A 23,337-nucleotide genomic window follows, 5' to 3' on the forward strand; every position below is an offset into this window, starting at 1 on the left:
CACATCGGGATGGCGTTGCGACAAGCCGGCCGCGCGGATCATTCGCCGGGCAACTGCGCCGCGCATCGGCAATCGTCGCCGGCCACCTGAATTCGACTCGAGTATAGTTTTTTTGACACTTCCGTCAAATAGTTGAAAACCCGGTTTCGCGCAGGAGTCAAGCCGTGGCCGTCCGCAGGGGTATTCGTCCACTGCCTTGACCGATAAGGACCGCAGTTGCGCGCCGTCAGGCGGACAAAAAGCAAGGATCGACGAAAGCATCCTCGACGAAACGCCCCCCCGACATTCTTTCCGACGCCCCCCGCATCGGTAACATCCGCACTTGCCGATCCCCGCCTGCTCCCGCACAATCGGGCCACCTGCCTCCCTCCCCCCCGCGCCGATGTCCTATGCGTCACTCGCCACCGGCGTCCTGCTCGCCGGCGGCCTCGGTCAACGCTTCGACCCGAGCGGTCAGCAAAGCAAGCTGCTTGCGCGGCTCCCCGACGGCACGCCAGTCGCGGTGGCGGCCGCCCGTCATCTCGCGGCGGCCACGGCCGACGTGATCGCCGTCGTGCGTCCCGGCGCCGAAAAACTCGCGATTCTGCTGAACGAAGCCGGCTGCCAGGTCATCTATGCACCCGACGCGACGCGCGGGATGGGCGCGAGCCTTGCAGCGGGCGTGCGCACGACGCCGGAAGCAACCGGCTGGCTGGTCGCGCTCGCCGACATGCCGTGGATCGCGGCATCCACCTACGAAGTGCTCACGCGCGCGCTCGATGCCGACGACGCATCGATCGTCGCCCCCGTGTACCAGGGCGTGCGCGGTCATCCGGTCGGCTTCGCCGCCCGCCATTACGACGCGCTGGCCGCGCTCGATGGCGACACGGGCGCCCGCTCGCTGTTTGCCAGCGCCCCGGTGAACCTGATCGACGTCGACGACCCCGGCATCCTGCGCGACGTCGATACGCCGGCGGATCTGCGCTGATATCACCCACCCCGGTCGCCCGACGCGGCAGCATGCCCGTCAATGCGATCCGGTGCGCGACCCGCCGACACCGGATTATCGTCGGCCATCCGCACGCCACCGCACGAATCCCGCTGCAAACACTCGTCCGATTGCCTATAACGGAGACGAGGCGCGAACGCCGCGCCGCCACCGCCACGCATGCGCGAGTTCCCCATGACCGATCACACGACCCCGACGCCGGAACCCCCGGCCGATCCGAACCGCGATCCGGAAGACGATCCGCTGTCGCCGCCCGCGCCGGGGCATCCTCACGACAATCCGCAGCAACCCGACGGGCCGCCGAGCAAGGACCCGGTTTGACCGGCATCGCCCGCCCCCGCAACGCCCGACGGGCTCCGGCGTGCGCCTTTGCCGAACCTCCGCAGGCCGCCGGCCAGCGCCGAACGGGCGCGCCCGCTACCGCGCCGTATAACCGCCGTCGATCGCCAGCGACACGCCGCTGATCATCGACGCGGCATCGCTGAGCAGAAACAACACCGGCCCGACCACCTCGTCCGGCTCCGCGAAGCGCCCGAGCGGAATCGCGGCGAGCATCGGCGCGCGCTTCTCCGGCTCGCTCCACGCGCGTTGCGCCATCGGCGTCAGCGTGACGGTCGGGTTCACGCTGTTGATGCGAATCCCGTGCGGCCCGAGCTCGATGCAGAGCACACGCGTGATCGCGTCGAGCGCCGCCTTGGACGCGCAATAGCTCAGATGCGCGGGCAACCCGACGAGCGCGGCCTGGCTCGATACGTTGACGATGCTGCCGCGCGCGCGCACGGCGCCGCGACCGTCGGACGCGATCATCTTGCGGGCCACGGCGCGCGCGACGAGCGCCGCGCCGCGCGCGTTGACGGCCATCACGCGATCGAAGTTGTCCGCGCCGACCTCGAGCGCCGGTTCGAGCGACGCGATCCCCGCGCAATTGACGAGCCCGTCGAATGTGTCGTACCGGGCCAGTGCCGCATCGATCGCACGTTCGTCGCCGCCGACGTCGACGCGCAAGGTATCGCACGCGACCTCGCCGGCCAGCGTATCGAGCGCGGCCGCATCGCGCCCCGCCGCGACGACCCGCGCCCCCGCGTGCGCCAGCGCGGCCGCACATGCGCGCCCGATCCCGCTCGACGCACCGGTGACGAGCACCCGTGAGCCGCTGAAATCGAATCGGGTCTTCATGATGTCGCGCGTAGCGCGTGCATGACCGGCTTGAGCGCTGGATACAACGCCGTGTAAAGCGCGAAGCGTGCGGCATACGCGTTCGCGCGCGCCGGGTCGGGCCGTGCGCGTTCGGCGAGCGTGACCCAGCCGCCCTGCGCGTCATCGTGCGACACGAGCCCCACGCCGACGCCCGCGAGCAGCGCCGCCCCCATCGCCGCTTCGACATCCTGCTCGATCGTCCACACCGGAAAACCCGTGACGTCCGCGACGATCTGCATCCACAGTGCCGAATGCGCGGCGCCGCCGACGACGATCAGCCGGTCATCCAGCACCGCCGCACCGCGCCGTCCCGCGTCGATGTTGTGCCGCAGCGCGAACGCAACGCCTTCGAGCACAGCGCGATACAGGTGCGCGCGCGTATGCGCAAGGCTCAGTCCGACGAACGCGCCGCTCGCCTTCGCATCCCACACCGGGCTGCGCTCGCCCATCAGGTACGGCAGGAACAGCACGCCGTCCGCACCGGGCGGCACGCTCTCGGCCGCCTCCTCGAGCAGCACGTGCGGATCGCCGTGCGGCAGCAGCCTCGCCGCATCGATTTCCGCATGACAGAACTGGTCGCGAAACCACGCGACCGATGCGCCTGCCGTGATCGCGCCGCCGAATACATACAGGTCGCGCTGCCCGTCGAACACGTGCGGCATGCTGACGAGCCCGTGCCGCGCATCGACGTGCCGGGTCACATAGCCCCAGCACATGCTGGTGCCGATCATCGCGACATGCTGTCCGGCGCGCGTCGCGCCGGCGGCGAAGGTCGCGACGGCCGCGTCGACACCGCCCGCCACGACGGGCGTGCCGGCCGGCAGCCCGAGCCGCGCCGTCCACTGCGACAGCAGCCCGCCGACGATGTCGGTCGATTCGACGAGCCGCTCGGGCATCATCGTCGCCGGAATGCCGAGCATGTCGAGTGCGTCGTCGGACCACTCCCGCCGCGCGACGTCGTACACGCCGCCTATGTTGCCCGCCGAACTGTGATCCACCGCGACTTCGCCCGTCAGCAGGTAGATCACATACGCGTTCGGCGGCAGGAAATAGCGCACGTTCGCCCATACGTCGGGGCGTTGATCGCGCAGCCACAACATCTTCGTGAACCCGTAATAGCTGTCGACCCCGTTGCCGGTAATCGCGCGCAGCCGCTCGACGTTCACGTTTTCGTTTACCCGGTCGACCTCTCCGGTCGCGCGCCGGTCCATCCAGATCAGGCACGGATGCAGCGGCCGCATGTCGGCGTCGACGGGAATGCCGGAGCCGCCGTACAGGCTGCTCACGCACACGGCGCGGATCGCGTCGGCCGGCACGCCCTGCGCGTGCGCGTCGCTCACGCAGCCGGCGATGCATTCGAGCACCGCGTCGAACCATACCTGCGGCCATTGTTCGGCCCACAGCGGACGCGGCGTGTCGGGCTGGTAGCCGGCCGAGCGCCGCGCGACGATCGTGCCGTGCCGGTCGACGAGCAGCGCCTTGGTGCTCTGCGTGCCGATGTCGACGCCTATGACGTAGTCCATGATGTCTCCAGTAAGGCGTACGCCGGCCGTCAGCGGGCCGGCTTCAGCAGCACCTTGATCGATTCGGGCGATTTCGCGACGCGGATCGCGTCGTTCCAGTCCTCGAGCGCGAAATCGTGGGTGACGATGCCCTTGGACGTGACGAGCCCGCGCGCGAGCAGGTCGATCGCAACGGGGTAACAGTATGGCCCGAGATGCGCGCCGCGCACGTCGAGCTCCTTGCGATCGCCGATGATCGACCAGTCGACGGTCGCATCCTCGCCGAACACGCTGAATTCGACGAAGCGACCGAGCTTGCGGATCAGTTCGAGCCCCTGATTCACGCCGACAGGCGCGCCGGTCGTCTCGATGTAGACGTCGCACCCGTAGCCGTCGGTCAGCGCGCGGACGATCTCGCGCGCATCGTCGCGCTTCGGATTGATCGTCACGTCGGCGCCGTACTGCCGCGCGAGTTCGAGCCGCTCGTCGATCAGGTCGATCACGACGAGCCGCTTCGGCGTCTTCAGGTGCGCGACCTGCGTCATCATCAGCCCGAGCGGGCCCGCGCCGGCGATCACGACGACGTCGTCGAGCTGGACGTCGCCACGGTTCACCGTATGGATCGCGCACGACAGCGGCTCGATGATCGCGGCATCCTCGAGCGACACGCCGAGCGGGATCCGGTGGACGATCGCGGTCGGCGGAATCCGCATGTATTCGGCCATCCCGCCGTCCGCGACCTCCCGCTGAAAGCCGAAGATGTTGTGCACCTCGCACATCCAGTACTGCCCCGACCTGCAGTAGCGGCACTTGCCGCACGGCACGATCTGCTCGGCGATCACGCGATCGCCCAGCGCGACGCCGAAATGCCCGGCCGCGCCCTCGCCGAGCGCTTCCACGTAGCCGAAGAATTCGTGGCCGGGAATCACGGGCGCCTTCACCCACGGGCTCGGGCCGCCCCAGAACATCTTCGCGCCCGTATAGCACTTGCAATCGCTCGCGCAGATGCCGCACGCCGCGATGCGGATCACGAGCTCGTTCGCGCCGGCGCACGGCTTCGCGACCTGTTCGACGCGGTAATCCTCGGGGCCGTGGCAAACCACCGCGGTCATGTGCGGCCGGGCTTCGGGTGTCGTCATGAGTTGTCTCGCTCGTTGATGATTCGGATATCCGACGAATCAAGTGTCACCGCGATCGCTCGCGGCTGATGTAGATCGCGAGCAGGATGATTCCGCCCTTGATCACGTTCTGCACATACGGGTTCACGCCGATCATGTTCAGCCCGTTGTTGAGCACGCCGAGCAGCAGCGCACCGACGAGCGTGCCGAGGATCGCGCCGCGCCCGCCGGAGATCGACGTGCCGCCCATCACGACGGCCGCGATCGCGTCGAGCTCGAAACCCACGCCCGCGTTCGGCTGACCGCTCATCAGGCGCCCGGTCAGCACGATCGCGGCGATCGCCGACGTGAGCCCGGCCAGCGTATAGACGATCAGCTTCACGCGCGCGACACGCACGCCGGTGAGCCGCGTCGCCTGCTCGTTGCCGCCGATCGCATAGACGTAGCGGCCGAACGGCATCCGGTCGAGCAGCAGCCACGCGATCGCATAGACGGCCAGCATGATCAGCACCGGCGCCTGGATTCCGAACACCTTGCCGCTGCCGAAGAACGCGACCCAGTCGGGCAGCCCGTCGATCGGATAGCCGCCGGTGTAGATCAGCGCGAGCCCGCGCGCGATGCCCATCGTCGCGAGCGTGACGATGATCGGCGGCATGCCCGCGAACGCGACGAACACGCCGTTCAGGAACCCGAAGCCGAGGCCCACCGCGATGCCGATCGCGAGCGCGGCGACGGCGTTGACGCCCGCGACCATCAGCCCGGCCGCGAGCGTGCCCGACAGCGCCATCACGGCGCCGACCGACAGGTCGATCCCGCCGGTCAGGATCACGCAGGTCATGCCGACCGCGATGATCGCGTTGATCGACACCTGGCGCAGCACGTTCTCGAGGTTCGCGGCGGACAGGAAGCTCGGGCTCGCGAGCATCATCGCGATGCACACGGCGATCAGGCCGACGAGCGGATAGAACAGCGTCGAGCGCCGCAGCTGCGTCCACATCGCGCGCGGCGGCGGTGCATCGCCGGTGACGCCCGGGAGCGGCGTGGTTGGCGTGGAGGAAGAATCAGGCAGGTTCATGGGTTGCTCCTCGCGTGCCGGCCGTGGCATGGATCATGACCGTATCGGGATCGATCTCGTCGCCTTCCAGCGTCGCTTCGATGCGGCCCTGCCGAAACACGGCGACGCGATCGCACATGCCGACGATCTCCGGCAGCTCGGACGAGATCATGATGATGGCGTAGCCGCGCGCGGTGAGTTCGCGCATCAGCCCGTAGATTTCGGCTTTCGCGCCGACGTCGATGCCGCGCGTCGGCTCGTCGAAGATCAGCACGGTGGCGTGATGGTTCAGCCAGCGCGCGATCACGACCTTCTGCTGGTTGCCGCCGGACAGCGTCGCGACCTCGGTGTGGATCGACGGCGCCTTCACGCCGACGCGCCGCATCACGTCGTGCGTCGTGCGCGCCTCGCCGCGCCGGTCGATCAGCCAGCGCATCGACCGGTACTTGCCGAGGTTGTTCAGCGAAATGTTGTCGCGGATCGAGAACGACGTGACGAGCCCTTCCGTCTTGCGGCTTTCCGGCAGGATGCCGATGCCCGCACGCAGCGCATCGGCGGGATCGGCGAGCTTCGCCACCAGGCCGCGCACCCGCACGTCCTTGCGATGCGCGCGGGTCGCGCCGATCACGGCGAGCGCCGTCTCGGTGCGGCCCGAGCCGACCAGGCCGGCGAAGCCGAGGATCTCGCCCGCATGCAGCGCGAAGCGGTTCACCGGGCCATCGCGCTCGATCTGCAGCGCATCGACTTCGAGCACGGCAGGCGCGTCGGCGGCGCGCGCAGGCTTTGGCGGAAAGCTGCTCTCGATCCGGCGGCCGACCATCATCCGCACCAGTTGCTCGACGTCGGTACGCGCCACGTCGGTGGTCGCGACGTACTGGCCGTCGCGCAGCACCGTGATGCGATCGCACACCGCGAAGATTTCGTCGAGATGATGGGAGATGAAGATCATCGCGACGCCCTGCCGCTTCAGCTCGCGCATGATCGCGAACAGGCGTTCGGCCTCGGCCGGCGTGAGCGTGGCGGTGGGTTCGTCGAGGATCAGGATGCGCGCATCGAGCGACAGCGCCTTGCCGATCTCGACGAACTGCTGCTGGGCGACCGACAGCGTGCGCAGCGGCGCATCGAGATCGATCGACACGCCGAGCCGCGCGAAGATGCCGGCCGCCGTGCGCCGCATCCGCGACCGGTCGCGCACGCCCCAGCGCGTGCGCAGCTCGCGGCCGAGAAACAGGTTGTCGACGGCATCGAGATGCGGGATCAGGCTGAACTCCTGAAACACGATGCCGATACCGGCCGCGACCGCGTCGTGATAGCTCGCGAAGTGCCGCGCGGCGCCGTCGATTTCGATCGTGCCGGTATCCGGCCGATGAATGCCGCACAGAATCTTCATCAGCGTCGACTTGCCGGCGCCGTTCTCGCCGAGCAGCGCGTGAATCTCGCCGCGCGCGATCTCGAGATGGATGTCCGACAACGCCTTCACGCCCGGAAAGCTTTTCGTGATGTGGCCGAGCCTGAGTATCGTGTCCATCGGCTGCTCCGTGCGCGGGGCCGCGGCCGCGCGGCCGCCCCGCGCGTCAGGTCGCGCGTCGCTCACCAGCTGAACCCCTTCGCATTGCCGCGATCGACGACCTTCACGTCAACCGGAATCGCTTTCGGCACCGTCGCGCCCCACTTGCGCGCGAGCGCGATGCCGAGCGCGATGCGAACCTGGTCGGCCGGAAACTGCGCGGTCGTCTCGATGAACTTCGAATTGGGCTTCTGGATCGCCGCCACCGCCTCGGGCGCGCCGTCGACGCTCGTCAGCTTGATGTCCTTGCCCGATCCCTCGATCGCCGAGAGCGCGCCCATTGCGCCGCCGTCGTTCACGCTGAACAGGCCCTTCAGGTTCGGGTGCGCGGAAATCATGTTCTCCGTCACCGACAGCGCGGCCGCGCGCTCCTGCTTGCCGTTCTGCGTATCGACCAGCTTCACGTTCGGGAACTTCGCGAGCCCGGCCTTGCAGCCGCGCACGCGTTCGAGAATCGGCACGACGGGAATGCCGTCGAGGATCGCCACCTCGCCGCTGCCGCCGATCGCCTTCGCGAGGTATTCGCACGACATCACGCCCGCGTCGTAGTTCTTCGAGCCGACGAACGAATCGACCGGGCCGTTCGCGTTCGCGTCGACGGCCACGACCACCGCGCCGGCCTTCTTCGCCTGCGTGATCGCCGACTGGATGCCGGTCGAGTCGGTCGGGTTCACGAGCAGGATGTCGATCTTCTTCTGCAGCATGTCCTCGACGTCGCTGACCTGCTTGCTGACGTCGTGATGCGCGTCGGTGACGATGACCTGCGCACCGATCGATGCGGCCGCATCGTTCAGCGCCTTCTGCATCGTCACGAAATACGGGTTGTTCAGTTCCTGGAACGTCATGCCGATACGCAGCGGCGCGGCATGCGCGGCGACGGGCAGCACGGCCGCGACGGCGAGCGTGGCAAGGGCCGCCATGCGGATGGCGCGGCGAGGCAATGAAGCGGGCGATGCATGCATCATGACGGTGTCTCCGATTTATGTACGGCTTTTCGTGGGTAAGCGCGCCCCTCGCGATGCGAACGTCGCGATTAGGCAGGTGAAACGCAATGGCGAGGAAAACTCAGGTGGGCGAGCGCCCCGCGCTCATCCTGACTGCGGCGCAAGCTCGGGCATGCCGGGCGTGACCACGCGCGGCGGAAACGGGTTGCCGGTGGGCGCCGCATGCAGCGCGAGCTCGCGGCTGCGCGCATTCAGGCGCTGCAGCGCGCGAAATTCGGACGGCGCCATTCCCTTCACCGCGCGGAACTGGCGGTTGAAGTTGGACACGTTGTTGAAGCCGGCCTGGAAGCAGATGTCGGTGATGCTCGTGTCGTCGACGAGCAGCATCTGGCACGCGGATTCGATCCGCAGCCGGTTCACGTACTGGACGAACGGCATGCCCGTATGGCGGTGGAACGCGCGCGAGAACGCGCTGACGCTCTGTCCGGTGAGTTGCGCGAGATCGGATTCGCGCAGCTCGGACGCCAGGTTCTTGCCGATGTACGACAACGCATGGCCGAGCCGCGTCGGCGTGACGTGCGCGTGATCGTATGCGGGGCTCGCGAGCAGCGTACGTTCGGCCGCGCCGCACAGCCGCTCGAGCATCGTCATGAACAGCACGATGCGGCGCATGCCGCGCGCCGCCAGCAGTGCGTCGAACAACGGCGCGATCGCCGCGCTCGTGTCGTCGTCGAAACCCACGCCGCGCCGCGCGTCGTCGAGCAGCGCCTGTGCATCGCGGCATTCGGGAAACGCGTCCATGCAGCGGCGCACGAACGCAGGATCGAACTGGATCACGAGATTGCGGCGCTCGACGGTCTCGCCTTCGGCCATGTCGCTGACCCAGTTGTGCGGCAGGTTCGGACCGAGCAGCACGAGATGGCCCGGGCCGAACGAACCGACGTGATCGCCGACGAAATACTTGCCGCGCGTCGCAACGATCAGGTGCAGTTCGAATTCGGGATGGAAGTGCCAGCGGATCGTGCGATACGGATAGCCATGCGACCAGACCTTGAACGACTCATCGCGTCGCACTTCGACCACTTCCAGATCGGGATGCATCATCCTGGCGTCTCCATTCCCATGTCTCGCCGGCCGGGCCGTTCCGCCGTTTACGCGTTCGCCGCCGGTTTCGTGCGGCGACGCGACCGGTCGCATGGGAAGCAATGTAGATCGATCAAACGTGCGGCTCCACCAACTTTACGCCAGATTTCCGATACTTTTTTGCGGATAACGAGCCAAAACGGCGTCCGGCAGCAAATTTGTGCAGCGCGGAACACGCTGCGCGCCGGCAGGGGCGCTTGCCCGACGGCGGCCATGCGCCGCCGGGCAAAGCACAGATATGCGAGGGCGACGCAGCCCGTCGCCGCGCTTACGCGGGCGCGCCTTCCCGTGCGGCGCGCACCTCGTACGTCTTCAGATGGTTGTACGCGATCCGCAGCAGCGACAGCGCATCCGTCGCCTGCGGATCGCGACGCGCGAGCAGGTCGCCGATCACGTGATCGGCCTCGACCCGCGCATGGTTCTCGACGTCGCGCAGCATCGATGCGGTCAGCGGCGACGGCGTCAGCACCATCCGCTGCATCCGCCCGATTGCCGCCGGATCGGGCCGCTGCCCGTTGTGCGCGGCAATCGCGCTGCATTCGTCGAGCATCGTCTCGAGCAAACGACGGCCGTCCGGCGCCGCGAGAATGTCGCCGATCGAGCCGCGAAACAGCGACGTGCTCGCCGCGAGCGTCGCGAGGAACACCCATTTCTCCCACATGCGCGCAGCGATGTTGTCGCTGAGCGTCGCGTCGAAACCCGCGCCGCCGAGCACGTCGGCCAGCGCGCGCACGCGCGCCGATTCGCCACCGGCGAGTTCGCCGAACGACAATCCGTGCGTGTCGTTCAGGTGCACGATCCGCTGCTCGTGATCGAGCGTGGCCGCGATCACGCACAGGCCGCCCAGCACCTGCGCAGTGCCGAACCGGTCGCGCAGCACGTCGAGATGGCGCATTCCGTTGAGCATCGGCAGAATCAGCGTCGACGGCCCGACGAACGGCGCGAACGACGTGATCGCATCGTCGAGGCTGTACGCCTTGCAGCTCAACAGCACGAGGTCGAACGGCGCGGCCGTATCGGTCGCGCGCACGGTCTGCACGTTCGCAAGCGTCAGGTCGCCGCGCGGGCTGCGAATCAGCAGCCCGTCGCGCGCGAGCGCGGCCGCGCGGCCATCGCGCACCAGGAATGTCACGTCGCGCCCCGCCGCCGCGAGCCGGCCGCCGAAATATCCGCCGACCGCGCCGGCCCCTACCACCAGAATCCGCATCGTTGCCTCCTTTCGGTTTCGTGCGGCGTCGCCACCCGCGCCCGGCCTCCCGGACGAACAGCGCGACCGCCATCGTCCGACAGTATAGCGACGCCGAATATGTATATGCATAGATGACCGTACCGCGCTCGATGGCATTGGCGGCGGTACGGTGTCTAAGGGATTTCCCGCCTACGGCAACGTTCGTCGCGCGCCGTCAAAGACTTATCTCGTCACGCCGTTCCGGCGCGCTCGTTTGACCGACCGACCTCATTCACCATGCGCACACTCTCCCTGAACCAGAAACTTGCTTCGATGATCGTCATTCTGTGGCTCGGCCTGCTCGTGATCGCCGGGATCGGCGCGTGGCAGACCCGCGCATCGATGATCGCCGACCGCCGCGACCAGCTTGCGACGCTGGTGGCGCAGGCGACGAGCGTCGCCGACCACTACTACAAGCTGTCGCAGCAGAACGCGCTGCCGGAAGCCGAGGCGAAGCAGAAGGCGCTCGAGGCAATCGCCGCGATGCGCTACGGCACCGACGGCTACATCTCGATCAACGACTCGAAGCCGGTGATCGTAATGCATCCGATCAAGACCGACCTCGACGGCAAGGACGTATCGAATTTCGCGGATCCGAACGGCAAGCATCTGTTCGTCGAAATCGTGAAGGCCGGCAACGCGGAAGGCGGCAAGGGCTTCGTCGAGTATCTGTGGCCGAAGCCGGGCGCCGACAAGCCGCAGGACAAGACCAGCGCGGTGCAACGCTTCGCCCCGTGGGACTGGTATCTCGTGACGGGCATGTACATGAACGACGTGCGCTCGGCCGTGCTCGCGAGCATCGGCCACTGGCTCGCGATGACCGCCGTGCTCGGCGCGATCGCGACCGCCGTGATGGTGCTCGTGCTGAGAAGCGTGCGCGCGAACCTCGGCGGCGCGCTCGAAGTCGCGCTCGACACCGCGCAACGCATCGCGCAGGGCGACCTGACCGCGCGCGTGAACGTGAAGCACGACGATCGCGGCAGCCTGCTGCATGCGTTGCACGTGATGCAGGGCGGACTGATCGACATGGTGTCGCGCGTCCGGATGGGCACCGAGAACATCAACGTCGGCGCGAGCGAGATCGCGTCGGGCAACACGGACCTGTCGCAGCGCACCGAGGAACAGGCGGCCGCGCTCGTACAGACCGCGTCGAGCATGGACCAGATGACCGCGAACGTGAAGCAGAACGCGGAAAGCGCCGCGCAGGCCGCGACCCTCGCCGACCAGGCGGCGCAAGTCGCGACGCGCGGCAGCGCGGTGGTCGACGATGTCGTGCGCACGATGAACGAAATCACCGACCGCTCGCACAAGATCGGCGACATCATCGGCGTGATCGACGGCATCGCGTTCCAGACCAACATCCTCGCGCTGAACGCGGCGGTCGAGGCCGCGCGCGCGGGCGAACAGGGCCGCGGCTTCGCGGTGGTCGCGGCCGAAGTGCGCTCGCTCGCGCAACGCTCGGCGACGGCTGCGAAGGAAATCAAGTCGTTGATCGTGTCGTCGAACGAGACGGTCGAGCACGGTGCGACGCTCGTCACGCATGCAGGCGAGACGATGGCCGAGATCGTGCAGTCGGTACGGCGTGTCAACGAGATCCTCGACGAGATCAGCCACGCGTCGCGCGAGCAGAGCTCCGGAATCGAGCAGGTCAATCGCGCGGTGGGCGAGATGGATCAGGTCACGCAGCAGAACGCGGCGCTCGTCGAGGAAGCCGCCGCCGCCGCGCATTCGCTGCGCGATCAGGCCGAAGCGTTGCGGGAAGCCGTCACGCGGTTCGCGTTGCCGGCCTGACGGGGGCGGCCCGGCATCGTCAGGCGTGCCTCACGCCGTGTGCCGGGTCTCCGATGCCCGGCACACGGCCCGGCCGGTTGCGTTCAGATACGTCCGGAATCGACAACCGAAGAAGTCAACGCCGCACCGCAGGAAGTCTTGTGTCCGTCGAACGCGGCGGCCCGGCCTTCGACGTTGAAGTCCGGATCGCCTTCGACGATGGTGCACGTGCCGTGAACCAGGCATGAACACGTGTCGCCGACGCGGGCAACCGCGTGGCCCATCACCTTGCTTGTTGCCGCGCCGGACTCGACCCGGCCACCGTGGGTATGGGTATCGCCTACCCGGATAATTCCACGCATATATCCTCCTTTGAATGATTTGCGCGACGGTTGCGTGCGCATGCAACGTGCCGTCGCGCTGACTTGCGTTACCACGAATAACCCTGCATACCGTAATCGGTATCGTGTCGGCGGCCCCACCACGGCAGGTACGCATTGTTTCCGCCGCGTGCGCGGAACCAGTCTTTGGTCGGATCGATCGGCGTGAGCTTCGACGGTGGCCTGACGATAACCGCGACGGGATGTTCGGGATCGGTTGTCCCGGCAACCAGTGCGTTGCCGCCGTAGTGATTGATTCGCCCGATCGCGAGCGCCACGTTGGTCAATGCGCTGCCGGTTCCCATGTCGCCGAGCAAACCGGCCGCGTTGAAGGTTTGCTTCATGTAGTCGTATTCCGGAAGCGTTTCGGTCAACGTTTGCGAGAGCGCGGCAAGACGGGACGACGATGCGTCGCTGCCTTTGCCTGCGTCGTGAAAGATGTATTCGAGGTCCGGAACCGCCACACCGGCATTGCGTGCCGCTTCATCGATGGTTGCCTTCCATGCCTGTACGACGCGCGTCGTGCCGACCTTCCGCTCAAACGCCTGTGTATTGCCGGTTGCGGCCTTGCCGATCCACGCGAGCGGTTCGCGCTCGGTGTTGAAGTTCGGGCCGGCGAGGAACAGCACGACGAGGTTCTCGTTGATCTGGGCATCGGTGGGCGGGAAGCTCGGTGCGTCCCAATTGATCGCCCATACGGTCTTGTCGGGGTTTGCCTGCAAGTAGTCCAGCGCGTTGTTCAATGACGTGAAACCTGTGTTCGCACCGCCTTGGGTGATTTGCACATCGGGGGGCGTAGGGTTGCTCCACATCTTCGGGAAGTACGTGTTTCCGATCGAAAACGTTTTTCGAATCGAATCGCTCAAGTAGCTTCGCGAGTCGTCGGGTTCGAGTCGATCCGGAATCGCAACCTCGACACGAATGCCCGCCAGTTCGCGCCAGTCTTTCTTGTCGGCGGGGGCCACCGTGTAGAAGTATTTAGGATTGGCGGAATAGCGCGAGCTAAGCAGCAGGGGGAACTTGAACATGTACTTGTGGTAGAAGCCCTTGAAGGTTTCTGCACCACGGTTGCCGTAGACGAGTGCACCGATCGATCGAAGGGAAGAGAACTTTTCCGGCTTGGTTCGGACCATGTCATCATCCTTGTTCGGCGCGACAAGTCCTTGCGTCCACAACAATTGCCATTCGGTCGGGTAGTCCATACGTTGCAACGGATTCAACCACATCAGACCGACAACCTGAGCGACGAACGGCTTCGCCGGTTCGTCTACTGCTCGCACGGCGTCCGCTGCAGGCTCCTGGGGAGATGCGGCTTGTGCGGGGCGCATCATGGCCGTGGTGAACATAAACACCGCAAGGGCGGCCAAGGCAGGCAAGACAACGAATCGTTTCATCCAATCTCCTCTTTCCAAATGTACCGGATCGGGTTGTTCTACATGTGCCATCAGTGTGGCCATGAGCACGGTGACAAGCATCCATGTCGACGCGGCGACGGCTGCACGTCGCGGCCACGTAGCGATCAGCGTTTTCAAATCACACCCCCGACCTTCAGATAGAGTTCGCCTTCACGTTCGTCCTTGATCGCATCGGGAATCGTGCCTTCGCTGTTCTTGACGTGTACCCATTCGTGCATCGGGAGATCGTCAAATTTCCCGCGCGCGAAATACTCGAAGTACTTCTTGTTCGGATTGTCATCAGGAATACCGTCCCCCATCCTCCAATCCGCCTCAATCCGCAAGTCGTAAAGTTGGTCGGGCGTTAAATAGCACCGACCGATCGCCAAGTCGTATGCAAGCGCCTTCTCTGCATGCTCGGGATTGGTCATCGTCGTTGAATGGTTGGTCGGGCTATTGGTCGCACCGCGATCGAGCCAGTCGACAATCTGCTGGTCGCGCCATTCCTTGTAGCCTTCGGGTATCGCGCTCTTGCCGTCCTCGCCAATGACGTGGCCGTCACGATCGAGCCATTCGGTGTTCAGCGTGCGACGCGCCTCCATCCGCATCAACGCGCGATCCTCGTAGCGCTGCCCGGCTTCGGTTGCTGCCGTGCCTTGCGCAACGTTGTCCTCGTTCTTTGCCTTGTATTGATCGTAGGGATCATCAGCCCGCTTGTCCGCATCGGCCTTGCTCGCGTCACGCCATGCAGCCGGTGGATCGTTGCCTTCATTGAAGTCGCTTACTGCGTCGCCGTCCTTCGTTTCGACGGGCTTGCCGAACCGCAATGCCTTCGGTGGGAATGGATCATCCAGCGCCGGAGCGTCCGCTACCACCGTCCAGCCCTTTGGCGGATCGGCGTTCACACGGAGCATGTTCAATGCCGAACTGATGCCGGTCACAACGAACATGAGCGGCGCGGTTGCCAGCGTCGCCGCTATCCCCCAAACACTCTCATTGCCTTTAACTGCACCGATCAAATTGAATTTGGCCGGTGGCGAGGGCGGATACCAGAAGCCCGACTTCGTTCCTGGCTTGCCATGCCGCCAATCGTCTTCCCAATAGCGGTAGGGTTTCTGTACGCCGACCGGAAAGCCCGATGCGAATACCCGCTGCGTCAGGATGCTGGCCGCGCCGATGTCATCGAGTTCGTGTTTGCTGATCCCGCGCCAGCCGATGCCCTGAACCGTCACTGCTGAAATCACCTGATCGTGCGGACAGCAATACGCGGTGACGCGGCCATACGTCGATCCATTCAAGCCGTGTCGATCGCGATCCTGTTGTGCGGCATACGACCGGTTGCTTGTCGGCGAGACCCGCTTGTTTTTCATGTCTTCATCAACCTTGTCCACCGGTTGTTCGAAGGCCTTGCGGTTGCCGATAATCGACAGGAATTTGCCGAAGGTCTTGGTGCGCGCGGCGTAGGTCTGACGACCGCGATGACCGCTCGCGTCTTTCGTTGCGCGTTGCGACCACGTATCCATGAACGTGTCGGATTTGTACGGACCGTCTGCATTCGCGAGGCTGTACGGCGCGTTTGCCAGTACATAGGCGTCTGCCACGCAGTGGCCCGTGCCTCCCCACGGATCTTCGACATCGGGGAATGCGTCGCCGAAGAACGCCGCCGTAAGGCCCACGATGTTGCCCTGGCTGTGGCATACGACGGTAATCGGTACGTCGGCCTGCATCTGACGGATCGACTCGATCAATTTGGCCAATCGCAAGGCCGCGAGCACGCCATACGCGCGGGGCGGCGCACGATACAGCGGCCGGTTGGTCGGATTGATGCCTTGCACCGTCATCCATCCCATCGTTCGATCGTCCAGACCGCCGTGCCAAAGGTCGGGCAGGCTCGCACAGCCGTTCGTGAACGGACCACCGCCCCAGTAGTCCTTCTCGTTCAAGAAAATCTTGTCGCCGTACTCCTTCAATTCCTCGGCGCTCGCCCGATAGCCCCACCGGAAGTGAATGACTGGCGAAAACGACGGATCCGGTTTGATGTAGTTGTCTGCCAGCAAATCGGGGTTCAAGAACCCATCCGGCGTCACGCTCTCCGTGTACTTCGCCGGCGTCAATTGCCCGGCTTCGATGCCGTGATACATCATTTGATCGTCGAGTCGCCCGAGCCGGCGATTGAGACCCTTGCACAGTCCTTCCTCCGTCGCATCGAACCATTCGCCCTCCGAGTTCACGCCATGCACGAAGATCACGACACCGGGCAAGGGCATTTGCAAGATGCAGATAAGCGGTGTGCCTTTCACGAACCTCGTCACTCCTTCGACGCGACCGACGATGATCGGCGGCGGTTCGGGGCGTGACGCAGGTGCGTCGGGTGTATCGACCTGAGTAACAGGTTCGTCAGTAGGCGCGTCCGCTACCGGTCGCGGATCGAGAAATGAATCGGTCATTCAGACTCCTGCACGTGCTTATATGTTTTTCTTGAGGAACTGCACCGCCAGCCTCTCGAACTCGTCGGTATCGACCGCCGGCAGTTCACCCGCCGAGTCGGTCGTCAAGTTCGACAATGCGCTGGAAGCTGTTTGAATCCGTCCATCGAATCCCGGCGCTGCGTCGCCGTCCGAAGCACGGATCAGCTTCGGCACGCGATCAAGTGATGCCTGACCGAAGTCAGGCATATCCGTATCCATACTGGCCGCCCCACCCCACGAATGCCCCGCCGACTTCACCGTAAAAGTCCCCGGACACCCCAACTCGATATCGCCCCCGCGCAGCTTCAGATACGCGCCACCGGACGTCACGAACACGACTTCATCGCTCGCCGTACCCGTCAGCGTTCCTCCCGCCGCGGTCAATTGAATGTTCTTCGCCGAATCGACTTGCGTATCGTCGTTCTGCGACTGAATCGTCACCTTCCCGCGATTCGCGATCGCCGACACGCCGTCGCTGTGCGCGAACATCGCGACACCGCGGCCGGCATGCAGATTGATGCGCTCGCCGCTCGCGACCTGTACATGCCGCTGCGCGATCTGATCGATGTTCTCTCCCGCATACACGACATGCGTTTTCGGCGTGACGTTGAGCGACCCCGATTGCGCGCCGAATGCCATCAACGCGGACGCGTCGTCGCCCTCACCGCGCTGCGCGCCGCCGGGCGTCCAGTTTCGAAACGCATCGGCGATGCCGTCCTGGCCCGCGGCGTCGACAGCCCGCCCGCCATGCTGGCCGGCATGGTCGCCGAGCGACTTGAAAAGTTCGGTGCACTGATCGAGCAGGCGAATCAGCTCCTCGCGGTCAAGCTGACCGCCGGTCGCCCGTGCCCGCGCATAGGTCGACAGCAAAATGCCGCGGGCCGCGCGCAACGCCGCAGCGGCATCGGTGCGCAGTTCCGCCCCGTCGCCCCGGTCGCTCCCGTGCCCGCCGTCGCGCGGCTGCGTCAGATAGCCCAGGTTCAATTGGGTATGCGCGTGTTCGCTCGCCAACTGCGCGGAGATTTGCGACGGGGTATCGTCCAGACGAAGCTGGTTATGGCGCCGGCCCTTGATTTCCCTGGTCTTGATGCCGGACAGGTAGCGATTGCCGGGCAGCGCGCCGGTATCGCTGAAATTCGCGGGCGGGTTCGCACCGTTGCTCAACACGCCGATGATGACCAGCCGGTCGGGGTCGCCCGACAGACACCCCAACAGGACTTCCATCCCGACCCGCGGCAGGAACAGCGCCCCGAACCCGCTGCCCGCGAGGCTGGCGCCGACGCGAACGGGCGCACTGTCGCCGGCCGAATCGTTCGTTCCGGCGCCTTGCGCGTGCGCGTGGTCTGCCGGATCGAAGCCGTGTATGCGCACGCGCACACGGCCGGCCGCATCGCAAAACACTTCCTCGCCCTCGGTGCCGACGATCGTGCCGGTCAGCAGGTGAGCCGGCGGCACATCGATGTTCGGATCGTAGGCAGGCTTGAGCGGCACGCCGCGCCGCACGCACGTGAAGCGGTTCTCGTAGCGCGTGTCGGTGTGCGCCGATCCGTCGGCAGGCGCCGGGGAAGCGGTTTGCGCGAGGTTCAGGCTCGCCGCGAAGAGTTCGCTCACGCGCCCCGTCAGAGGCTTCGGCAGGTTGTTCAGGATCTCGTGCCGCACCGACGTGACCACGAACTGACGGCGATCGACCGGCTTCATGTCGAGCTCGGGGTCGCCCGTCAGCGTGAACCAGTGACCGACCGGCAAATCGCGCACGCTGCCGATCCCGTCGTAGCGTTCGGCTTCGAACTGGTGCGCCAGTATCCGGTCGCGCGTAATGCGATCGTGATCGCGCCACGAATCGCCGACGTGCGGAATGTCGATCGCAACGTCGGTCAGGAGTTGCGCAAGGTCGTTCCCCGCGTCACCCTGGTCGATGCCGGTGACGGCCATGGAATCGTCCGCGCGAGCCGTCTTGTAATCCCAGGACGGACGGCGCACCTTGCCGGACGACACGCTTTGGCGATGCGCGAACAGCGTCACGGTGTCGCGTTGTCCGGCCCGGGCGTCGCGCGGCTGAAGGCGCAGCGTGCCGGCCGGTGCTTCCGTCACGCGATACGGGTCGTCGCAGAATATGAGCGTATGCGTCGGCCGCTCGCCACCCGGGCCGGCCTTCGCGAAGACCGTGATGCCTTCCCGGCGCAGCAGACGCCGGATGAAACGCGCGTCGGACTCGTTGACCTGCCGCGTCAGTTCGCGCACCGGATAGCGTTCGGCCTGCAATCCCGACAGATCGAAATCGAACGCACGCGCGAGCGCGACGCTGCGCAGCTTCCATTCGTTCATCAGCGTCGCCAGGATTTCCGTCACGCTGCGCGACCGGAACACGCGGGCGTTGGTGCGGCGATCCATCAACGACAGCGCGTCGCACACGTGCAATTGATACACGGTCAGTTCGCCGTCGGATTGACCGGTCCGCACTTCGCGCACGATCGCGTTGATCGCCCGCACGCCGCCCCGATCGGTCGTCAGCCGGACCGACACGGGCAGGCCGAGAAACAGCGCAGGCGACAAATGATCGTGGGTGGACACGCAGGTCAGCGTGCCGTCGATGCCCGACATCAGCCCTTCGCGGATATCCGCGTGGTGAAGCGCCAGCAGATGGCCGACCGCGCGTTGCGCCTGCCCGAAATGAAGGGCGACCGGCCGCCGGTTCAAGTCGCCCGGACCGGACGCAAAATGCCGGAATGCGGTTGCGGTCGACATCGCCATGCCCTCGTCATGCTTGCTTCCGGCCACGTCTATTGCACCCCGCCCGACCGGATCGCCGCCCTGTTGCCGGCGAATCCGAGCCCGGCCGCCCGCTGGACCAGCTCGATATCGTTGGTCACGCCGAGCTTCTTCATCGCGCTGATCTTCTGCGCGCTGACCGTCTGCTTGCCCTTGTTCAGCCGCTGCGCGATCGTCTTGATCGGCACGCCGGCCAGATACATGCGAATCACCTCGATCTCGCGCGCCGACAGCTTCACCGGCTGATGGTCGGGTTCGGCGAGTGAGTCGAGCGCGCGCCGCACGAGCGGCGACAGATAGCGCCCGCCGCTGTAGCTCGAATGGATCGCGGTCACGATGTGGCCGACTTCGTCGAACTTGCTGACGAGGCTGGCGCCGCCGTGCGCGAGGATCGAGCGGAAGATCACCGGATTCTCGTTGCCGACCAGTGCGACGATGCCGACGTTCGGGCGCATGCGCCGCAGCCACTCGAACAGCGCGAGGCCATCCATTTGCCTGTCGGCGCGGATCGAATAGTCGACCAGTGCGATGTCGCATTCGATGCTGCCGAGCGCCGCGGCGAGTTCGCCCGGGGACCGGTAGACGCCGACGAGATCGATCGCGCACGTGTCGACGGCAATGTGCTCCATGCCCGCCAGCGTCAACGGCCAGTCGTACGCGAAAACGGTGCGAATACTGAATTTCCCCATGCGCAGTTCCAGAAGGTTCGCCGGGCCGCGCGGCGCGGAATGCGCGCGCGGCCGGATCGGTGTTGAATCGGCAAGCGAGATATTTTTATCCCGATCGTTATTCTATGAAGCCATGCGCGGCAGGGATATCGGACGACGTATAGGACAGCCCTCAGGAACGTAAGACGAGTTTGATATTTGCGCCGATTCGCTCGTTCGGCGGCAACCGGAGCCGGCCGGACGGCCAACGTTGCAGGCCGCGCGGGCCGCATGGCCGGCCCGCGGGGTAAAATTGCGCCCTTTGCATGCCATTCCGGGCGACCGGCCGGCGGCAGCGCGCCGATCGCGGCCGCGCGCCGCGCCCGTTCGCCGGCAGCTCGAACGCCCGCTTCTCCCATGACCGAATCCGACCTGCAATCCGACGACACCTCCATCCACGAAAACGGCCTCTGGCGCGACAGCGGCTGGACGGCACGCATCATCAAGAACGAAGACGACGACGGCTGGGCCGTCGAGATGATCAAGGACGGCGAGGCCGAGCCCGCGCTCGTCGGCCCGTGGACGATGGGCCGCGACAAGAAGAATCCAAAGCCGATGGACGCGAACGCGTTCCGCACGCTCGTGAAAACCGCGACCGAGGTGCTGATGCGGCATGCGCAGCAGCGCCGCGCGATGCTGCACAAGGAAGTGACGGTTCAGGGCGAAGACGGGCAGGATGTGTCGGTCACGCTCGACATCGTGCCGGACGAGTTCGAGCCGTACGCGGAGCTGAAGGCGTTCGACCCGTACGGCGAGCTGCTGGCCGACGCGAAAGTGTCCCCGGGGTTCAAGCTCAACAAGGCCAGCGCCCAGCGCTGGGTCGAATCGGGCTTCGAACGTCCGGCCTGACGCCCGCGCCGGCGGCCCGACGCCGCCGGGCCCGCGCCGCGGGCGGCACACCCGGCGCGATCGGCGTCAGCCGTGCAGCCCGTGCGCGATCATCAGGCGGTACAGCGTCGCGCGCGACACGCCCAGTTCCGCCGCGACGTCCGCATGCTGGTGCCGGTGGCGCAGCAGCGTTTCCTCGATCGTGCGCCGCTCCGCCTGCCGGCGCACTTCCGCGAGCGTCGGCGGCTGATACGACGTGTACCGGTTCAGTTCGAGATCGGCCGCCGAGATCAGCGGGCCGTTCGTCATCACGACCGCGAACCGGATCCGGTTGATCAGCTCGCGCACGTTGCCGGGCCACGCATAGTTGTGGATCGCCTCGATCGCGCCGGGCATGAAGCCGCGGATCCGGTGCGAGCTGTCGCCGCGATAGCGCGTCAGCACGTGCTCGGCGAGCAGCATGATGTCGCGGCCGCGCGCGCGCAGCGGCGGCTCGTCGATGCGCAGCACGCACAGGCGGTAATACAGATCCGGGCGAAAGCGCCCTGCCTGCATCGCGGCCTCGAGATCGACGTGGGTCGCGGATACGATCCGCACGTCCACCGGAATCGACGCATGGCCGCCCAGCCGCTCGATCTTGCCTTCCTGCAGAAAACGCAGCAGGCTCGCCTGGCTCTCGAACGGCATGTCGCCGATCTCGTCGAGAAACAGCGTGCCGCCGTGCGCGGCCTCGATGCGCCCGATCTTGCGCTGATGCGCGCCGGTAAATGCGCCGCGCTCGTGACCGAACAGCTCGGCCTGCAGCAGCGTCGACGGAATCGCCGCGCAATTCACCGCGACGAACGGTGCATCGACGCGCGACGACTGCTGATGGATCGCGGCGGCGGTCAGTTCCTTGCCGGTGCCGGATTCGCCGGCGATGAAGACGGTCGCTTCGGTGTTGGCGACCTTGCGGATCGTCGCGAACAGGCGGCGCATCGCGTCGCACGCGCCGATCATCGTGCCGCCGGGCGGCGCGGCATCCGCGGTCGGGTCGCCTTCCGACAGTTTCACCATCCCGTATGCGTGGCCGACGAGATAACCGATGGTCGCGTCCGCGCTCCCGTCGTGCACGTAGTCGAAGCAGCACTGGCGGATCAGGCGTGCAACCGTCGTATCGCGCAGCCCGTCGTCGTCGGTGAGCGCGACCCAGCCGACGCGCGGATCTCGCAGCAGCGTCTCGAACGATCCGACGTCGGGCGACGCGAAGTCGCCGAAATCGACGATGCCCGCATGCAGGCGGTTCGCCTTGACGAGATTGAGTGCGTCCGCAACGGTTTTCGCGCGCCAGACCTCCCAGCCGCGCGACGCGAGACAGTCGATCAGCGCGGCGTCGGGATGCTGCGACAGATAGATGAGCGGACGCGACGGCGCGCTGTGGTGGCGCCGGTCCGGCGCGAACGGCGGCATGCATGCGTCCCGTTCGTCCTCCTCCGGGCCTGACAGTCTGATCGGGCAGCAATAGTTCACGATAGCCTCGCCGCGTGGGATGGTCCGTCGGGCCGCCCGGCCTGCGACGATGCGCAACGGGTCTCCCTGCCCGCGCGCGGCGCTGCCGGCGTGTCCGCACGGTAGTGTTTCGTTATCGGCAGAACACGACCCGCTGCGTATAGATTTGCGGTTCTGCGACGGGCCCCGCGGGATGGTTGAGTTCATGGTTGTAGGGCCGGTAGACCTTGCCGTTCACTGTCACGTCCGTCGCACGCGCCGTCTCGATCGTGTTCAGGCCGTTGCGCTGCCAGTCGCTGACGCGGTCCGACGCCGATACGCTCGACTCGCCGGCGATCTTCTGCGTGATCGCGCTGCTGTCGCTCCACGGTTGCGTCTGCATGTCCTCCGCGTGCTGCATCGCGCCGACCGTCTTGCCGGTCGATGCCGGCCCGTTCTGCGCTTCGAACGGCGTGCCGCGACCGTATGCCGGCGATTGCCACGAAGGCGCATGGCCTTCCTCCGGCATCATGTAAATCATCTGCGGATCGCCGACCATCATCATCGGCACGCATGCCGTGTTGTCCGGGCGGCCGAGCGTCGTCAGCGCCTGCTGCACGCTCGCTGCGTTCGCAAGGGTCTGCTCGCTCAGGATGACGAAGACCGCAGGGTTCTGGAAAACCGACTGTGCGGCAGCTTGTGTGCCGTACAGCAACAGAGCGACCAAAAAGATCCTCATGATTGAGGCCTCCTTGTACCCTCGACAGGCAAAAAGAGGTGTTGACCTCGGGGATGGGACCAACACCCGTCAAA

19 protein-coding genes are annotated in these 23,337 nt (G+C 66.0%); 4 read left to right on the top strand and 15 right to left on the bottom strand.

The features are described from left to right. Nucleotides 1–382 precede the first annotated feature (382 nt). Both DCN14_RS10515 and DCN14_RS38390 read left to right on the top strand, forming a co-directional pair. Entirely contained in the window at nt 383–967 is a 585-nt protein-coding gene (locus tag DCN14_RS10515; protein WP_096501480.1) for a nucleotidyltransferase family protein, read from the top strand. A 195-nt stretch (nt 968–1,162) separates the two neighbouring features. Beyond that, nucleotides 1,163–1,309 (top strand): hypothetical protein, encoded by a 147-nt coding sequence (locus tag DCN14_RS38390; protein ID WP_172441878.1) that lies wholly within the window; start codon nt 1,163–1,165, stop codon nt 1,307–1,309. A gap of 96 nt (nt 1,310–1,405) precedes the next feature. Here the strand turns inward: DCN14_RS38390 and DCN14_RS10520 are convergent, their stop codons facing one another. The 8 genes from DCN14_RS10520 to panE all read right to left on the bottom strand — a co-directional run bounded on the left by DCN14_RS10520 (nt 1,406) and on the right by panE (nt 10,720). Then, nucleotides 1,406–2,164: an SDR family oxidoreductase gene (locus DCN14_RS10520; RefSeq protein WP_096501482.1), complete on the bottom strand. Its 759-nt coding sequence runs from the start codon at nt 2,162–2,164 to the stop codon at nt 1,406–1,408. Beyond that, nucleotides 2,161–3,708: an FGGY-family carbohydrate kinase gene (locus DCN14_RS10525; protein WP_096501484.1), complete on the bottom strand. Its 1,548-nt coding sequence runs from the start codon at nt 3,706–3,708 to the stop codon at nt 2,161–2,163. Before DCN14_RS10525 ends, DCN14_RS10520 begins: the two co-directional genes overlap by 4 nt. 29 nt (nt 3,709–3,737) lie before the next feature. Continuing rightward, nucleotides 3,738–4,826, bottom strand: coding sequence for an alcohol dehydrogenase catalytic domain-containing protein (locus DCN14_RS10530; RefSeq protein ID WP_096501486.1), 1,089 nt, complete (start codon nt 4,824–4,826; stop codon nt 3,738–3,740). A gap of 46 nt (nt 4,827–4,872) precedes the next feature. Beyond that, nucleotides 4,873–5,880 (bottom strand): ABC transporter permease, encoded by a 1,008-nt coding sequence (locus DCN14_RS10535; protein WP_096501488.1) that lies wholly within the window; start codon nt 5,878–5,880, stop codon nt 4,873–4,875. Further along, nucleotides 5,867–7,387 (bottom strand): sugar ABC transporter ATP-binding protein, encoded by a 1,521-nt coding sequence (locus DCN14_RS10540; protein ID WP_096501491.1) that lies wholly within the window; start codon nt 7,385–7,387, stop codon nt 5,867–5,869. Before DCN14_RS10540 ends, DCN14_RS10535 begins: the two co-directional genes overlap by 14 nt. Before the next feature lie 62 nt (nt 7,388–7,449). Continuing rightward, nucleotides 7,450–8,391: an ABC transporter substrate-binding protein gene (locus DCN14_RS10545; protein ID WP_096501493.1), complete on the bottom strand. Its 942-nt coding sequence runs from the start codon at nt 8,389–8,391 to the stop codon at nt 7,450–7,452. A gap of 123 nt (nt 8,392–8,514) precedes the next feature. Continuing rightward, entirely contained in the window at nt 8,515–9,474 is a 960-nt protein-coding gene (locus tag DCN14_RS10550; RefSeq protein WP_096501495.1) for an AraC family transcriptional regulator, read from the bottom strand. A 307-nt stretch (nt 9,475–9,781) separates the two neighbouring features. After that, nucleotides 9,782–10,720, bottom strand: coding sequence for a 2-dehydropantoate 2-reductase (panE, locus tag DCN14_RS10555; protein ID WP_096501497.1), 939 nt, complete (start codon nt 10,718–10,720; stop codon nt 9,782–9,784). Between the two features lie 258 nt (nt 10,721–10,978). Between panE and DCN14_RS10560 the strand changes: the two genes are divergently transcribed. Further along, nucleotides 10,979–12,532, top strand: coding sequence for a methyl-accepting chemotaxis protein (locus DCN14_RS10560; protein WP_096501499.1), 1,554 nt, complete (start codon nt 10,979–10,981; stop codon nt 12,530–12,532). Between the two features lie 83 nt (nt 12,533–12,615). Here DCN14_RS10560 and DCN14_RS10565 read toward each other — a convergent pair whose 3' ends face one another. The 5 genes from DCN14_RS10565 to DCN14_RS10585 all read right to left on the bottom strand — a co-directional run bounded on the left by DCN14_RS10565 (nt 12,616) and on the right by DCN14_RS10585 (nt 20,211). Then, nucleotides 12,616–12,873 (bottom strand): PAAR domain-containing protein, encoded by a 258-nt coding sequence (locus tag DCN14_RS10565; protein WP_096501501.1) that lies wholly within the window; start codon nt 12,871–12,873, stop codon nt 12,616–12,618. Nucleotides 12,874–12,941: 68 nt separating this feature from the next. Beyond that, the gene (locus DCN14_RS10570; protein ID WP_096501503.1) at nt 12,942–14,285 is read right to left on the bottom strand and encodes a virulence factor; all 1,344 of its coding nucleotides are present in this window, start codon (nt 14,283–14,285) and stop codon (nt 12,942–12,944) included. Nucleotides 14,286–14,419: 134 nt separating this feature from the next. Further along, nucleotides 14,420–16,732, bottom strand: a complete 2,313-nt coding sequence (locus tag DCN14_RS10575) for a hypothetical protein (protein WP_115531380.1) — start codon at nt 16,730–16,732, stop codon at nt 14,420–14,422. Between the two features lie 18 nt (nt 16,733–16,750). Then, nucleotides 16,751–19,498 carry a type VI secretion system Vgr family protein gene (locus DCN14_RS10580; protein WP_096509035.1) on the bottom strand — a complete coding sequence of 916 codons (2,748 nt, stop codon included), beginning with the start codon at nt 19,496–19,498 and terminating at the stop codon, nt 16,751–16,753. Nucleotides 19,499–19,533: 35 nt separating this feature from the next. Beyond that, on the bottom strand, nt 19,534–20,211 hold the full coding sequence (locus tag DCN14_RS10585; RefSeq protein ID WP_096509034.1) for a response regulator transcription factor: 678 nt from the start codon (nt 20,209–20,211) through the stop codon (nt 19,534–19,536). Nucleotides 20,212–20,586: 375 nt separating this feature from the next. On the opposite strand from DCN14_RS10585, the gene DCN14_RS10595 reads away from it, so the two are divergent. Further along, nucleotides 20,587–21,078 carry a hypothetical protein gene (locus DCN14_RS10595; RefSeq protein WP_096509033.1) on the top strand — a complete coding sequence of 164 codons (492 nt, stop codon included), beginning with the start codon at nt 20,587–20,589 and terminating at the stop codon, nt 21,076–21,078. Between the two features lie 66 nt (nt 21,079–21,144). On the opposite strand, the gene DCN14_RS10600 is transcribed toward DCN14_RS10595, so the two are convergent. Continuing rightward, on the bottom strand, nt 21,145–22,506 hold the full coding sequence (locus DCN14_RS10600; protein WP_096509032.1) for a sigma-54 dependent transcriptional regulator: 1,362 nt from the start codon (nt 22,504–22,506) through the stop codon (nt 21,145–21,147). Nucleotides 22,507–22,678: 172 nt separating this feature from the next. Then, nucleotides 22,679–23,263: a hypothetical protein gene (locus DCN14_RS10605; RefSeq protein ID WP_096509031.1), complete on the bottom strand. Its 585-nt coding sequence runs from the start codon at nt 23,261–23,263 to the stop codon at nt 22,679–22,681. Nucleotides 23,264–23,337: the final 74 nt, after the last annotated feature.

Origin of the sequence: Burkholderia sp. IDO3 (genome assembly GCF_003366075.1) — a bacterium.
In the GTDB taxonomy this organism is placed as follows: Bacteria; Pseudomonadota; Gammaproteobacteria; order Burkholderiales; family Burkholderiaceae; genus Burkholderia; species Burkholderia anthina.